The sequence below is a fragment of the Flavobacterium sp. genome, from assembly GCF_040402895.1.
Taxonomy (GTDB): Bacteria; Bacteroidota; Bacteroidia; order Flavobacteriales; family Flavobacteriaceae; genus Flavobacterium.
In genome coordinates, this window is record NZ_JBBALR010000003.1 from 60,796 (window position 1) to 75,765 (window position 14,970).

A 14,970-nucleotide genomic window follows, 5' to 3' on the forward strand; every position below is an offset into this window, starting at 1 on the left:
AATTTTAAATTACGAATTACGTAACGTTTTTTGAATAGAACCAATTATTCTGAGTAACTCATCAACATCTTCAAGCAAACTATCAGCTTCCTCAACAGATAAATAATCAGTATCTTTTAATAATCTAATCCAATAATGTGTTTCTCTTGCTTCTTTATATGATATAGTTAATTTGGCGAAAAAATCTTTTCCTGATTGTCCTCCAATGGCTTCTTCTATATTAGCTCCAATTGAAGTTCCACATCTTAATAGCTGTTTACTTAGAACAAATTCTTTTTTTTGTTCAGATAAATATTTAAAAACTTTTATTATACGAACAGCAAAAGCATAACTTTTTATTTGAACAACGTTATCATTTTTCATAATTCGTAATTTCTAATTCGTAATTATTATTTCTTATTACTCTTCGGTTTCAAGGCTTTTTTCATGCCTTCCAATTGTTTTCTTTCGGCTACTTTTAATGGGTACAAATGGGAAATACCCATTTTGTATGGATTTGGAATATCATTGGCTTGAAATTGTTCATACGCTTGCGCATTTCTTACAAAATTAGCATCTAATAATAAAGGTCTTCCAAGTGCTACTAAATCGGCTCTTCCGTTTAAAATAATCGTATTAATTTGGTCAATATCTTGAATATATCCAGCTGTTATTGTTGGGATATGAACCGTGTTTCGAACCACATCCGAGAAAGGCGTTTGCCACATTCTTCCGGTTTGTGGTTTTTGGTCGGCAACCGTATTTCCTGTAGAAACATTAATGATATCTGCACCAGCCTTTTTAAACGCTTCCGAAATTACCAAAACATCTTGCTCTGAAATTCCGTTTTCTGCCCAATCGGTAGCGGATATTCGAACAGAAATTGGCTTTTCTTTTGGAAATACGTCACGAATGGCTTTAAAAACTTCTATTGGATATTTTAAACGATTTTGAACACTTCCACCAAATTCATCGGTACGAATATTAGTCAATGGAGATAAGAAAGAGGCCAATAAAAATCCGTGATGCGCTTGTAATTCAATCATGTCAAATCCTACTTCGTTAGCATTTTTTGTGGCTTGCACAAATTGATTTTTGACAACTTGCATGTCTTCCAACGTCATTTCTTTTGGACAATCCGAATTTTCATTAAACGGAATGGCAGAAGCTGAAAGCAACTCCCATTTTTTACTCTGAAATTGGTCTTCCCAAGGAATTTTTGAACAACCTTTTCTTCCTGAATGTCCTAATTGCATTCCGATTTTAGTTTGGGTATATTGATGTATAAAAGACGTGATTCGCTGCCAAGCTACTATTTGATTTTCGGTATAAATTCCGGCGCAACCTTCTGTAATTCTTCCGGTTTCAGAAACGGCAGTCATTTCTGTTAATATTAATCCTAAACCACCAACAGCTCTTGATGTATAATGTTGAAAATGCCAATCGTTTATTACACCATTTTCGGCTACATATTGCCCCATAGGCGACATCATAATTCGGTTTTGTAATTCTAAATTTCTTAATTTGAAAGGGGAAAATGCCGCCGATTGATTTTTTACATTGGTAATGTAATTGGTATTGAATTCTGCTACTACTTTATCAGTAAAAGAACTATCTCTTAGACGTAAATTTTCATAGGTTACTTTTTTAGAGCGCGTCATGCATCCAAATGCAAATTGTTGGAACGAATGTTTCATGTGACGATCCATATTTTCAAACCAATCTAATGAAACGATGGCGGCATACTGAATCATTTCTACCGTATTTCTTCGGGTTTTATCGTATTGTGCAAAAGCGGCTTGTACATTATTTGGGTGAGCAATCACCGCATCGGATAATCCAATGGCACTGTCCATAGCTAATTTTGTTCCTGAACCAATAGAATAATGGGCTGTAGCTTTGGCATCGCCTAGTAAAACAATGTTATTATAATACCAATTTTGGTTGGTAATATGCGGAAACTGACGCCAATGTGATTTATTTGAAATTAAGGGATGACCATCTAATTCATCTTTGAAGATTTCGGCAATTTTTTCCATCGTATCTGCTTCGTTGGTGACTTCAAAACCATGTCTTTGCCAAGTTTCATCGCTACATTCAAAAATCCAAGTACTCATGCCTTCTTCGTATTGATACGAATGTGCTACGATAGTTCCGTGAGGTGTATTTCTGAAAAAATAGGTGAAAGCATCTAGTGGTTTTGTGGAACCTAACCAAACGAAACGGTTCTTTTTTAATTCGATTTTTGTTCCGAATTCTTTTTGATATTTTGTACGAATAGCACTTCCAATTCCGTCTGTTGCCAAAATAATATCAGAGTCTGCAAATTGCGAAAGATCGTCTACATTTTGTTCGAAATGCAAATTCACACCTTCTTCTACACAACGTTGTTGCAGTAATTGCAAAAGAGTTTTTCTGGAACAACCGCAAAAACCATTTCCAGCAATATTCACGGATTCACCATCTCTCGCTATAATAATATCATCCCAATAGGCAAATTTGCTTCGAATTAATTCATACGATTGCATGTCGCGTTTTAAAAATTCGCCTAAGGTTTCATCTGAAAACACTACCCCGAATCCAAAACTATCATCGGGTTTGTTTCTTTCGTAAATATCGATTTGGCAATGCGGCATTGCTTTTTTGGTTAATATCGAAAAGTAAAGTCCGCCTGGACCACCACCTATAACTGTTATTTTCATATTTTAATGGATAATTAACAATGGATAATTGATAATTAATTATTTTCTTTTAATTGAGAATATTTCTCCTAATTTACTATAATTTGAACCTGCTAAACGTGCAACCGGTTTGTATTTATCTAAATTGATTTTGTGATTTTCCAATAAGATGGAATCGTCAATATGCATCGTAATTATTTTTCCAATGATAATACACGCACCTCCATTTTGATGCTTTTCGATAAAATAATGATGCACCATTTCGCACTCAAAATGCACCAAACTTTCTTTTACTCGTTTTGGTTTGATGTAAATGGAATCTATTGGAGTTACGTTTGCCAATTGAAATTCATTGACATCAGCCGGTACAGACTGTGAAGTAGTGTTCATTTGTTCTACAACATCTTCCGTAACTAAATTGACTACAAATTGCTTGTTTGTTAAAATATTATTTAACGTGTCTTTATTTTTATTACCTGTTCGAACCGTTGAAAACATAATATGAGGCGGGTCTTCGCTAACGACATTAAAAAAGGAAAACGGAGCCAAATTATCAATTCCATTATCATCGATAGTAGCTACCCAAGCAATAGGCCTTGGAATAACAGTTCCTGTCAATAATTTATATAAAGCCGAAGATTCGGTGTTTTGAATGTCGAATTGCATTTGAGGTTTTATTAGTATCTTCAAAAATAAGTTAAAAAAAACAAATTATTATATTTTTTATGTTTAATATATAAAGATTTTCTACAAATTTTTATTTTATTTATAAGTGAAAAAATGAGTGAAAAAAGAATAGAACAAAAAAAATCCCAATTTTCATTGGGATTTTATGTTATAAAGAAATTTTATTTTAATTTCTTTTTGATTTCAATTTCGTGGAAACTTTCGATAATATCGTATTCTTTAATATCGTTGTATCCTTTAATTTGCATACCACAATCGTATCCTTTAGACACTTCTTTTACGTCGTCTTTGAAACGTTTTAAAGCTACTAATTCTCCTGTGAAAATAACAACACCTTCTCTAATTAATCGGATTCTGTTGCTACGAATTACTTTACCGTCTGTAATCATACATCCAGCAATTGTTCCTACTTTAGATACTTTAAATAATTCTCTAATTTCGGCAGTACCTGTAATTTCTTCTTTCAATTCTGGAGAAAGCATGCCTTCCATCGCATCTTTTAAATCGTCGATAGCGGCGTAAATAATAGAATAATTACGGATATCAATTTCTTCTTTATCTGCTAATGCTTTTGCATTTCCTGCAGGACGAACGTTAAATCCGATAATAATTGCATCAGAAGCAGAAGCTAATAATACGTCAGATTCTGTAATCGCTCCAACTCCTTTGTGAATAATATTAATTTGAATTTCTTCTGTTGATAATTTAGAGAACGAATCAGATAGTGCTTCTACAGATCCATCCACATCTCCTTTAAGAATTATATTTAATTCTTTAAATTGACCTAAAGCAATACGACGACCAATTTCTGAAAGTGTAATATGTTTTTGTGTACGAACCGACTGCTCACGAGCTAATTGTGCACGTTTTGTTGCAATTTGTTTGGCTTCTCTTTCCTCTTCATACACATTAAATTTGTCTCCCGCTGTTGGCGCTCCGTCTAAACCTAATACAGATACTGGTGTTGAAGGTCCGGCAATTTTTACATTGTTTCCTCTTTCATCAAACATGGCACGAATTTTACCATGATTTTTACCAGCCAACATGTAGTCGCCAATTTTTAAAGTTCCTGCCTGTACTAATATCGTAGAAACATAACCACGACCTTTGTCTAATTGTGCTTCTACAACCGTTCCTTGTGCAGGTTTATTTGGATTGGCTTTTAGTTCAAGAACCTCTGCTTCTAATAATACTTTTTCTAATAATTCAGGTATACCTTGTCCGAATTTTGCTGAGATATCATGAGATTGGTATTTTCCACCCCAATCTTCAACAAGTAAATTCATACCTGCTAATTGCTCTTTAATTTTCTCAGGATTCGCATTTGGTTTGTCCACTTTATTGATAGCGAAAATCATTGGAACTCCTGCTGCTTGTGCATGTGAAATTGCTTCTTTTGTTTGAGGCATGATATCGTCGTCGGCCGCTACTACAATAATCGCAATGTCGGTAACTTGAGCTCCACGAGCACGCATCGCTGTAAAGGCTTCGTGACCAGGCGTATCTAAGAAAGCGATTTTTTGTCCACCATCTAAAGTTACTCCATAGGCACCAATATGCTGTGTAATTCCTCCAGATTCTCCAGCAATAACATTTGCTTTACGAATATAATCTAATAATGATGTTTTACCATGATCGACGTGACCCATAACGGTAACAATTGGTGCTCTGAATTCTAATTCTTCTTCAGTGTCTTCAATAATTACTGCATTTTCTTCAATATCGGTGGTAATAAATTGCATTTCATAACCAAATTCATCTGCAACAATAGTTAATGTTTCAGCATCCAAACGTTGATTCATGGTTACCATAATTCCTAAAGACATACACGTTCCGATTACTTTTGTAATGGGCACATCCATCATAGTTGCAATTTCACCTACGGTAACAAATTCTGTTACTTTAAGGATTTTGCTTTCTAAGTCTTGTTGCGCTAAATCGTCATCAGTACGTTGACGGTGCGTATCTCTTTTATCTCTTCTATATTTTGCTGCTTTAGATTTATTACCTTTTCCTTGTAATCTTTCTAAAGTTTCTTTAATTTGATTTTTTACTTCTTCTTCCGTTGGCTCGACTTTTACAATTGGTGCTGATTTGTTAAAACCTGGTTTTTTGAAACCACCTGCACCTTGTCCGCCTTGACCACCTTGATAGGGTCTTTTTACAAAACCACCTGGAGCGCCGCCTTGTGTATTTCCAGCTGAACCACCTGTATTTGGTGTTCCTGGCTTAATGATTCTTTTTCGTTTATTTGCTGCTGAGCCTGGGGCACCTGGCGTTCCCGGAGTTCCTGGTTTACTTGGAGTAGCGCCTGGAGTTCCTGGTTTTTTAAACTCTTCTTTCTTTTTCTTTGGTTTGTTAAATTGAGTTAAATCAATTGTTTGACCTGTAAAAGTAGCTCCTGAAAGTTTAGTGTATAGTGTATCTAACTTCACTTCAATTGGCGTGCCATCAGGATTAAATTCTTGAGGTTGAACTGAAGGTTCTTCTGATTTTGGTTTTGTTTTTTCAAAAGTTTTTTTAACAGATTCTGCAGGTTTGTCTGAAGTTTTTTCTGCAACAACTGTTTTTTCTACTTTTAAAACTACATTATTTTCTTTAGCAGCTAGAGGATTATTTGTTATAGTTGCTTCTTGTTTTTTTGGATTTAAATCAATTTTTCCTAATGATATAGGAGCCGTAACAACTGCTTTTGCTTTTATTATTTCTTGTTTTTGTCTTTCTTCTTCTGCAAGACGTTTCACTTCGAGTTCTTTTTCGATTTCACGTTTTAGTGCTTCTTTTTCTTTTTTCTTTTCTTCGCCAACTTCTTTCGAAGCTACTTTATTTCCTTTATCGGCCGAAAAAATATCGCACAAGACGTCGAATTCCAATTGAGAAACTTTTGCATTGGGACTGTGCTCAATGGTATGACCCTTTTCTTTTAAGGTGTCAACAGCTCGATCAAGTGAAATGTTGAATTCTTTTAAAACTTTACTTATTCGTATTACTCTTTCTTCAGACATATTTGTTTTTTGCTTAATTTCTTTGGTGATTGTGATGCTAAATGATGTTTAGATTAGCTATCTAATTCTTGTTTTAAGATACTGATAACGTCTAAAATGGTTTCTTCTTCTAAATCTGTTCTTCTAACTAAATCTGCAACATCTTTATCGATAATACTTCTAGCCGTGTCTAAACCAATTTTTTCGAATTCCTCAATAATCCATTCTTCAATTTCATCACTAAATTCTCTTAATTCAACATCATCTTCTTCTTGCACAATTCCTTCACGAATTACATCTAATTCGTATCCAGTTAATTGGCTAGCTAATTTAATGTTCTGTCCGTTTCTACCAATGGCTTTTGAAACTTCTTCAATTTTTAAGAACACTTCTGCTTTTTTATTTTCTTCATCAATTTTTACAGTAGAAACTTTAGCTGGACTAAGCGCTCTTGTAATAAATAATTGTATGTTTTGTGTGTAATTAATTACGTCAATATTTTCGTTACCTAATTCGCGAACAATTCCGTGAATACGAGATCCTTTCATACCTACACAAGCACCAACTGGGTCAATTCTATCATCATAGGAATCCACGGCAACTTTTGCTTTTTCACCAGGAATTCTAACCACTTTTTTAATGGTTATTAATCCATCAAAAACTTCTGGAATTTCTTGTTCAAATAATTTTTCTAAGAAACTTGGTGCTGTTCTTGACATTATAATTTGTGGCTTATTACCTTTAAGCTCTACGCTTTCAATAATACCTCTTACGTTTTCTCCTTTTTTGAAAAAATCGTTTGGAATTTGTTTTTCTTTTGGTAGGATAATTTCATTTCCATCATCATCCATTAATACTACCATTTTTGGTCTTACATGATGAACTTCTGCTGTATATATATCACCAATTAAATCTTTAAATTGTTTGTAAAGATTGGTGTTATCATGTTCATGAATTTTAGAAATCAAATTTTGACGTAACGCTAAAATAGCTCTTCTACCTAAATCGATTAATTTTACTTCTTCCGATACTTCTTCTCCAATTTCAAAATCAGGTTCGATTTTTCTAGCTTCTGTTAATGTGATTTCTTCGTTCTCAAGATCTAAATCTTCATCAGCTACAACTACACGGTTTCTCCAAATTTCCATATCTCCTTTATCTGGATTTATGATAATATCGAAATTGTCATCTGAACCATATTTCTTTTTCAACGCATTTCTAAACACGTCTTCCAAAATTGCCATTAAGGTAACTCTGTCGATTAGTTTGTCGTCTTTAAATTCTGAAAATGAATCTATTAATGCAATATTCTCCATGGTATGCTTTATTTTTAAAATGATATTATTACTACTGCTTCTTTTATGTCTGTGTATGGAATTGTGATTGATTTTTGAACAGTTACTTTCCCTTTACCTACTTCTTTAGGTTCTCTTGCGCTCCAAGTTAATGTGGCGGATTCTTCATCTGCACCAGACAAAGAAGCCTCAAAATCACCTTGAGAAATGGTTTTAACTTTTACTGTTCTTCCTATGTTTTTTTTATATTGTCTAACTAATTTTAATGGCGAAGAAACACCTGCCGAGGCAACTTCAATAGAATATTCTAGTTCTTCGGCTTCTAAACCGCTATCTAAAAACTTATTTACATTGATACAATCTTGTAAATTCACACCAGAATCGCCATCTAAAATAACGGAAATTTTGTTTGATTCTGAGATATCTAAATCTATCAGAAACAACTGTGTGTTCTCTTCTAAAGCTTTGTCAAGCAAGTTTTTTACTTTTTCTTTAAATGTCATCTTTATAAAAAGAGGCACGCAATGCGTGCCTCATTATTTGGTTGTTTACTAAATAACTCCGCAAATATACAACATTTTTTTTAAAATGTCCAAATTTTTCATTTTTCCAAAAAAGTGAATCTATTCCATTAAAAATTCGTAACTTTATAGTAACCTAAACAATCATTAAACTTAATCCTATGAAAACAATTTTAGTACCTACCGACTTTTCAAAACACGCCGAAAATGCTTTAAAAGCAGCCGCGCAAATTGCCAAAAAAAATAATGGCGAAATAATATTATTACATATGTTGGAATTATCAACTTCAGGAAATGACGCACTGAATACCTCTCATGAAATTCCTGAATTAATTTTCTTTAAAAATGCAGCTGTAGCCAAATTGGAAGAATTAGAAAACGCTGATTTTTTAAATGATATTAAAGTTTCAAGCATCGTACAGTTTAATATGGCTTTTGAAGGAATTATTGAAAACGGGAAAAAACATCATGCTGATTTGGTAGTTATGGGTTCTCATGGAGCTAGTGGATTTCACGAAATGTTTGTGGGTTCCAATGCCGAAAAAGTAGTGAGAAATTCAGAAATTCCAGTATTAGTTATTAAAAAAGAGGAAGACAATTTTAAAGTGGACTCACTTACATTTGCTTCTAATTTTTCTAATGAAATTAGGAAACCTTTTGAAAAAGTAGTTGATTTTGCAAAATATTTTGGAGCACATATTAATTTATTATATATAATTACACCAAATAATTTCAGCACTACACGATCTGCAGAAGAAAAAGTAAGAAACTTTATTGAAGAATTTCACTTTTCTGATTATACTACTCACATTTATAACGATATTGATGTAGAAAAAGGAATCTTACATTTTGCTAAAGATTCAGATACTGATGTTATTGCCGTTTGTACGCATGGAAGAAAAGGGTTGTCTCACTTCTTAAACGGTAGTATTTCAGAAGACTTAGTAAACCATGCAAAAAGACCCGTTATTGCATTTAAAATATAAGTAATTACAGTAGTTGTAAAATAAAAAATCCCTCTTGAAAAAGTGGGATTTTTTTGTTGGTTCACAAGGACTCGAACCTTGAATGACTGCACCAAAAACAGTAGTGTTACCATTACACCATGAACCAAATTATTTTGTAATTGCGAGTGCAAATGTAATATATATTTTATTCTCTGCAAATAATTTTTTAATAATTTTTAAGAAAAAATAAATTGGTATTCTCTCCAATAAATAGTTTCTTTGTATTCTAAATTAATCTGGCATATTTATGACTTCATTTAATTACAGCAAATGGAATACCTACATGGGTTGGTTTGCTTTTATAATTGCATTAGTTACCTATACTTTAACTGTTGAACCTACAATGAGTTTTTGGGATTGTGGGGAATATATTGCCACAGCTGCCAAATTAGAAGTAGGACATCCGCCGGGAGCGCCATTATACCAAATGATAGGTGCTTTTTTTGCGATGTTTGCCACAGATAATAGCCAAATTGCTTTAATGGTAAATATGGTTTCTGTGTTTTCAAGTGCTTTTACTATATTATTTATGTTTTGGTCGGCATCTAAAATTATACGAAAAATTGTTGTCGCTACTTCTGAATGGAACAATGAAACTTCAAAACTTACATTAGGTGCTTCATTAATTGCTGCCTTATCTTTTACATTTACAGATAGTTTTTGGTTTAATGCCGTAGAAGCTGAAGTATATTCTATGGCTTCTTTATTTATTGCATTATTATTTTGGTTGGGTCTAAAATGGGAAGAAGAACTGGAAACAGAAAGAGGAAATAAATGGGTGATTTTAATTTCATTGGTAATTGGACTTTCTTTTGGGGTTCACTTTTTGGCGTTATTAGCATTACCATCTATTGGAATGTTATATTTCTTTAAAACTCAAAAAAACATTACAGTTAAGAACTTTATTATTGCCAATGTAGTGATAATAGCAATTTTGATGTTTATTTTTAAATTTCTATTGCCTTATACATTATCATTTTTTGCCAAAACAGAAATTTTCGCGGTAAATTCAATAGGATTGCCTTTTAATTCTGGAACTATTATTGCCTTTTTACTAATTGTAGCTGGTTTTTATTTTGGTTTGTCATATACCAAGAAAAAAGAATTAGTAAAGTTTAATACGCTACTTTTAAGCATCCTATTTATTTTAATTGGATTTTCTACTTGGATCATGCTTCCTGTAAGAGCCAATTCAAATATTAACATAAACGAGAACAAACCAAGTGATGCTGCTGAAGTTTTAGCGTATTACAACAGAGAACAATACGGGGAAACCAAGTTGTTTTATGGTCCTCAATTTTCTAATACTTATGCAGGAGCAGATGAAGAAAATCCGTATTCTGATGATAAACCAAATTACGAAAGAGACGAGAAAACTGGTAAATATATTATTACCAATAATTATAAAAACGCCAATCACAATCCAAATTCTAAACACAATGCGTTTTTACCAAGACTTTGGAGTGAAGAACACGCTAAAAATTACATGACATTTACCAAACCATTAGAATTTAGTGTAAATCATGAAGCTTTTTATGATGAAGAAACTGGCGAAACGGATGAAAATAAATTAGGACAATTTACCGAAATTGTTTCTGATTTTAGAAGTCAATTTGCATCTAACAAAATTGGATTAGACGAATATGAGGAATTTCTGAAAAATTATGGCGACTATTTAACAATTGAAAAACCATCGTTTTCAGACAATATGAAATTTATGTTTGAATACCAATTTGGGTATATGTATTTCCGATATTTAATGTGGAATTTCGTTGGAAGACAAAATGATTTACAAGGAAATTATGAAAGCTTAGAAGGAAACTGGCTAAGCGGCATCGGCTTTATTGACAACTTACATTTAGATAATCAAAGCGAATTAACTACCGATATGAAAAATAATAAGGGTAGAAATTCCTATTTCTTTTTACCATTAATTTTAGCGGTTATCGGAATGGTATATCACGCGCAAAAAGAATGGAAATCGTTTTATGTTCTATTACTCTTATTTTTATTCACCGGTTTAGTTTTGAAAATTTACTTAAACGAAAGACCTTTTGAACCAAGAGAAAGAGATTATGCCTTAGTAGGTTCGTTTTATATTTTTGCGATGTGGATTGGCGTTGGGATATATGCCATTTATCAATATATTTTAAAATATGTGTCACCTAAAGTAGCACTTCCTGCCGTATTAGCGACTACCTTATTAGCTTCACCAGTGCTATTAGCAAGTGAAAACTGGGATGACCATGATAGAAGCGGAAAATACACGGCTGTTGCAATGGCAAAAGCCTATTTAGATTCCTGTGAACCCAATGCTATATTATTTACCATTGGCGATAATGATACATTCCCTATGTGGTATTTACAAGAAATTGAAGGTTACAGAACGGATGTTAGAATTGTAAACACCAGCTTGCTAGCTACGGATTGGTACATTGATGAAATGAAAGTAAAATCAAATAAATCAGATGCGTTGCCTATTTCGTTTACACATGATCAATACGTGGGCGACAAAAGAAATTACTGTTTATTTAACGAAAGAACAACTGATACCTTAGATTTAGGTTTAACTTTAGATTTCTTAAAAGACGATCGTTCTAAAAGAGAAATGAAAAATGGTCAATTTGTACATTTTTATCCAAGTGAACATTTGAAAGTTAAAATTGATAAGCAAAACATCATCAAAAATAAAGTTGTAGATAAAAAATATTACGATTCTATTGTGCCTCAAATAAATTTAAAATTAAAAGGCGGTGCGATATATAAAAACAGAATTTTAATGTTAGATATTTTTAACGAAAATAACTGGAAACGACCTATTTATTTCTCTCCAGGAAGTTTTGGTGCCGACGATTATATTTGGATGAAAGAGTACCTTCAATTAGACGGAATGGTGTATAAATTAGTTCCTGTAAAAACCAAACTAAAAGAAGGAAATTCTTATGACATGGGTTATATTGATACTGAAAAAACATTCAAAATCATTAACCAATGGACTTGGGGTAACGCAGGAAGCGATAAAATTTATCACGACCCAGAAACGCGCAAAAATGCCTTATCTTACAGAAACAATCTTTCGCGATTAATGACGGCATTAATTGAAGAAAAGAAATTTGATAAAGCCGAAAAAGTAATTGAAATTGCTATGAAAAATATGCCAATTGATTATTTCGAATATTATACCACTGTTGAACCGTTTGCAGAAGGGTATTATAAAATTGGAAAAAAAGAAGAAGCGAGAAAAATTTTAAATCAACTGATTAAAAAATATCAAGAAAAAATAACTTTCTTTCATTCGCAATCTGAAAAACAGAAAGCGTTTTATAGAATGGAAATTTATAGAGAAATTGAAATTTATCGTTCGTTATTATTTTTAGCTCAAGAAAATGGCGATGTAGAATTTTACAATTCCCAACGAGTAAAATTCAATAATTTTAACAATATGATGGGCGAATACAAAAGTGAAATCGAATAAACAAATACATTAGCCATTCTTTTGAATGGCTTTTTTTTATGATAAAAGTTCCTAAAATAATAAAACATTTATTTTTCAATCAGGTTTGGAATATTCCGAATAGCGAAAATACTATATATTTAACTTTTGATGACGGACCAACACCTGAAATAACTGAAAAAGTTTTAGAAATTTTAGATAAAAATCAAATCAAAGCTACCTTTTTTTGTATTGGTGACAATGTTAGAAAACACCCAGAAATTGTTCAGAAAATCATTTCTAAACAGCATTCTGTAGGAAATCATACCTATAGCCATTTAAAGGGTTGGAACACACCTACAAAAACATACATAAGTAATACAGAAGCTTGTAGAATGAAACTAAATTCACAATTTACCATTCAAAATTCACAAATTTTCAGACCGCCTTACGGAAAAATTTCACCTTGGCAATCCTACAAATTAAGAAAATTAGGTTACAAAATAATTATGTGGGATGTAGTAAGTAAAGATTATGACGCAAGTATTTCGGCAGAAATGTGTTATGAAAATGTAATAAAAAATGTTTCTTCAGGGAGTATTATTGTATTTCATGATAGCCTAAAGGCAAAAGAAAATATGTTCAATAGTTTAGAAAAAACTATTGAAACATTAAAAAATAAAGGATTTAATTTTGAAAAAATCGCCTAAGCTTGTTCTTGAATAAGAGAAATTAAAGTATTGGCATCAAATTCTCCACTTTGTCTCCAAACCATTTGACCATCTTTATAAATCATAAAAGTTGGTAGACCTTTAATACGAAGTGCTTCCGCTAATTCTTTATTTTTATCTACATCAATTTTAATCACTTTTGCTTTATCACCTAAGGCAGCTGCAACGTGACGAATTGTTTCATTCATAATAATAGATTGCTCATGCCATTCTGTAAAAAAATCAATTAATACAGGTACTTGTTCATCTATAAGTTCTCCAAATTTCGACATAGACCGAATTGTTTATTAAACAAATGTATATATTTTTTTAATATATCAAACAAAAATGCACACTTTTTAAGCGATTACGCCTCTTTTTTGGTTTTTTTTAACTCAATAACGGTAATTTCAGGCATAATTCCTACTCTACCTGGATAGGCGTGAAAGCCAAATCCTCTGTTTACATAAATATATCTTCCCGCATTTTCATACAATCCTGCCCATTGTTTATATACATATTGCACAGGACTCCATTTGAACCAACCTGGAATTTCAATACCAAACTGCAAACCATGTGTGTGACCCGATAACGTTAAATGATAATGAGTTTCATGATTTTTAATTTCATTTTCCCAGTGACTTGGATCGTGACTCATTACTATTTTAAAATCTTCTGCATTAACTCCTGATGTTGCCTTTTTTAAATCGCCTTTTTTGCCAAAATGTACTCCCCAATTTTCTACACCAACCAACACAATCTCAGAGGAACCTTTTTTCAACTTTACATTTTCATTTAGTAACAAGGTGAAATCTAATTTTTCATGAATGCTTTTTACATCTTCAAAATTTTGATTTTCTTCTTTTTCCGAATCCCAATCGTAATATTTACCATAATCATGATTTCCTAAAATGGAAAACTTACCTAATTTTGGTTGATATAATCCCTTAAAGGTATCAATCCAGGGATCCATTTCTTTTGCGTGCGTATTTACAATATCACCTGTAAACAATAATAAATCGGAATTTTGTTGGTTTATTAAATCTACCGCGTATTTAATTTTATCGGTATCTTCATCAAAACTACCGCTGTGAATATCCGAAATTTGTGTTATGGTAGTGCCATCAAATTCTTCAGGTAAATCGTCGAAAAATAGTTGTTGTCGCAATACTTTAAAATTATATTTTCCAATCGTCATTCCGTAGAGTAAAGAAGCAAAAGGAATAGTAGCAATTCCTAAGGCAATCTGACTTACAAAACGCCTTCTTGGACTAAAAAATTGTTCTCTATTTTCATCCACAAAGCTCATAATAGAAGCTTCCACCAAACGTGAAACATCTTCAATAAATAAAATTAAAAAAATTAAAATTTTAGGAACATAAATAAGTAAAGTCATCCCAATAACAAGCAAACTAGTTTTATTTTGCCCCTTACCTCTATCAAAACTCATAAAAGAATATACGATAAAAAGCATCAAAACTAGGGAAACAACTAAATAAATCAATAAAATCCATTTATTTTTGGTGATTGTTTTTATCGCTTGAAACGAATAAAATTCAACAATTAATAATATGAGAAGTGGTAGTAAACCTTTCATGTTTTTTTATTTTTTACAAATTAACTAACAAGTTCACAATTAACATAAATATTTATTGAAATTTAACAAAGATTTT

11 protein-coding genes and 1 tRNA gene are annotated in these 14,970 nt (G+C 32.2%); 3 read left to right on the plus strand and 9 right to left on the minus strand.

From position 1 onward, the window contains the following. Window positions 1-9: 9 nt before the first annotated feature. From ABWP60_RS04300 to rimP, 6 genes are all read right to left on the minus strand, one after another. On the minus strand, window positions 10-363 hold the full coding sequence (locus tag ABWP60_RS04300) for a four helix bundle protein (protein ID WP_353149017.1): 354 nt from the start codon (window positions 361-363) through the stop codon (window positions 10-12). Window positions 364-389: 26 nt separating this feature from the next. Beyond that, a complete protein-coding gene (locus ABWP60_RS04305) occupies window positions 390-2,681 on the minus strand; it encodes an oxidoreductase (RefSeq protein WP_353149020.1) in 2,292 nt (763 codons plus the stop codon). Between the two features lie 39 nt (window positions 2,682-2,720). Continuing rightward, window positions 2,721-3,326 carry a flavin reductase family protein gene (locus ABWP60_RS04310; protein WP_353149022.1) on the minus strand — a complete coding sequence of 202 codons (606 nt, stop codon included), beginning with the start codon at window positions 3,324-3,326 and terminating at the stop codon, window positions 2,721-2,723. A 182-nt stretch (window positions 3,327-3,508) separates the two neighbouring features. Next, on the minus strand, window positions 3,509-6,352 hold the full coding sequence (gene infB, locus ABWP60_RS04315) for a translation initiation factor IF-2 (protein WP_353149025.1): 2,844 nt from the start codon (window positions 6,350-6,352) through the stop codon (window positions 3,509-3,511). A 53-nt stretch (window positions 6,353-6,405) separates the two neighbouring features. Further along, the gene (nusA, locus tag ABWP60_RS04320; protein WP_353149028.1) at window positions 6,406-7,647 is read right to left on the minus strand and encodes a transcription termination factor NusA; all 1,242 of its coding nucleotides are present in this window, start codon (window positions 7,645-7,647) and stop codon (window positions 6,406-6,408) included. 14 nt (window positions 7,648-7,661) lie between these two features. After that, window positions 7,662-8,129, minus strand: coding sequence for a ribosome assembly cofactor RimP (gene rimP / locus ABWP60_RS04325; protein ID WP_353149030.1), 468 nt, complete (start codon window positions 8,127-8,129; stop codon window positions 7,662-7,664). Window positions 8,130-8,308: 179 nt separating this feature from the next. Here rimP and ABWP60_RS04330 point away from each other — a divergent pair, with 179 nt between their 5' ends. Continuing rightward, window positions 8,309-9,133, plus strand: a complete 825-nt coding sequence (locus ABWP60_RS04330; RefSeq protein ID WP_353149033.1) for a universal stress protein — start codon at window positions 8,309-8,311, stop codon at window positions 9,131-9,133. Window positions 9,134-9,189: 56 nt separating this feature from the next. On the opposite strand, the gene ABWP60_RS04335 is transcribed toward ABWP60_RS04330, so the two are convergent. Then, window positions 9,190-9,260: transfer RNA gene (locus ABWP60_RS04335), tRNA-Gln, on the minus strand. Between the two features lie 141 nt (window positions 9,261-9,401). On the opposite strand from ABWP60_RS04335, the gene ABWP60_RS04340 reads away from it, so the two are divergent. Beyond that, a complete protein-coding gene (locus ABWP60_RS04340; RefSeq protein WP_353149036.1) occupies window positions 9,402-12,629 on the plus strand; it encodes a protein O-mannosyl-transferase family in 3,228 nt (1,075 codons plus the stop codon). 38 nt (window positions 12,630-12,667) lie between these two features. Then, the gene (locus ABWP60_RS04345; protein WP_353149039.1) at window positions 12,668-13,297 is read left to right on the plus strand and encodes a polysaccharide deacetylase family protein; all 630 of its coding nucleotides are present in this window, start codon (window positions 12,668-12,670) and stop codon (window positions 13,295-13,297) included. Here ABWP60_RS04345 and ABWP60_RS04350 read toward each other — a convergent pair. Both ABWP60_RS04350 and ABWP60_RS04355 read right to left on the minus strand, forming a co-directional pair. Next, window positions 13,294-13,590 (minus strand): thioredoxin family protein, encoded by a 297-nt coding sequence (locus ABWP60_RS04350; RefSeq protein ID WP_353149042.1) that lies wholly within the window; start codon window positions 13,588-13,590, stop codon window positions 13,294-13,296. The two genes, ABWP60_RS04345 and ABWP60_RS04350, sit on opposite strands and share 4 nt — an antisense overlap. A gap of 74 nt (window positions 13,591-13,664) precedes the next feature. Beyond that, on the minus strand, window positions 13,665-14,894 hold the full coding sequence (locus ABWP60_RS04355; RefSeq protein WP_353149045.1) for a metallophosphoesterase: 1,230 nt from the start codon (window positions 14,892-14,894) through the stop codon (window positions 13,665-13,667). Window positions 14,895-14,970: the final 76 nt, after the last annotated feature.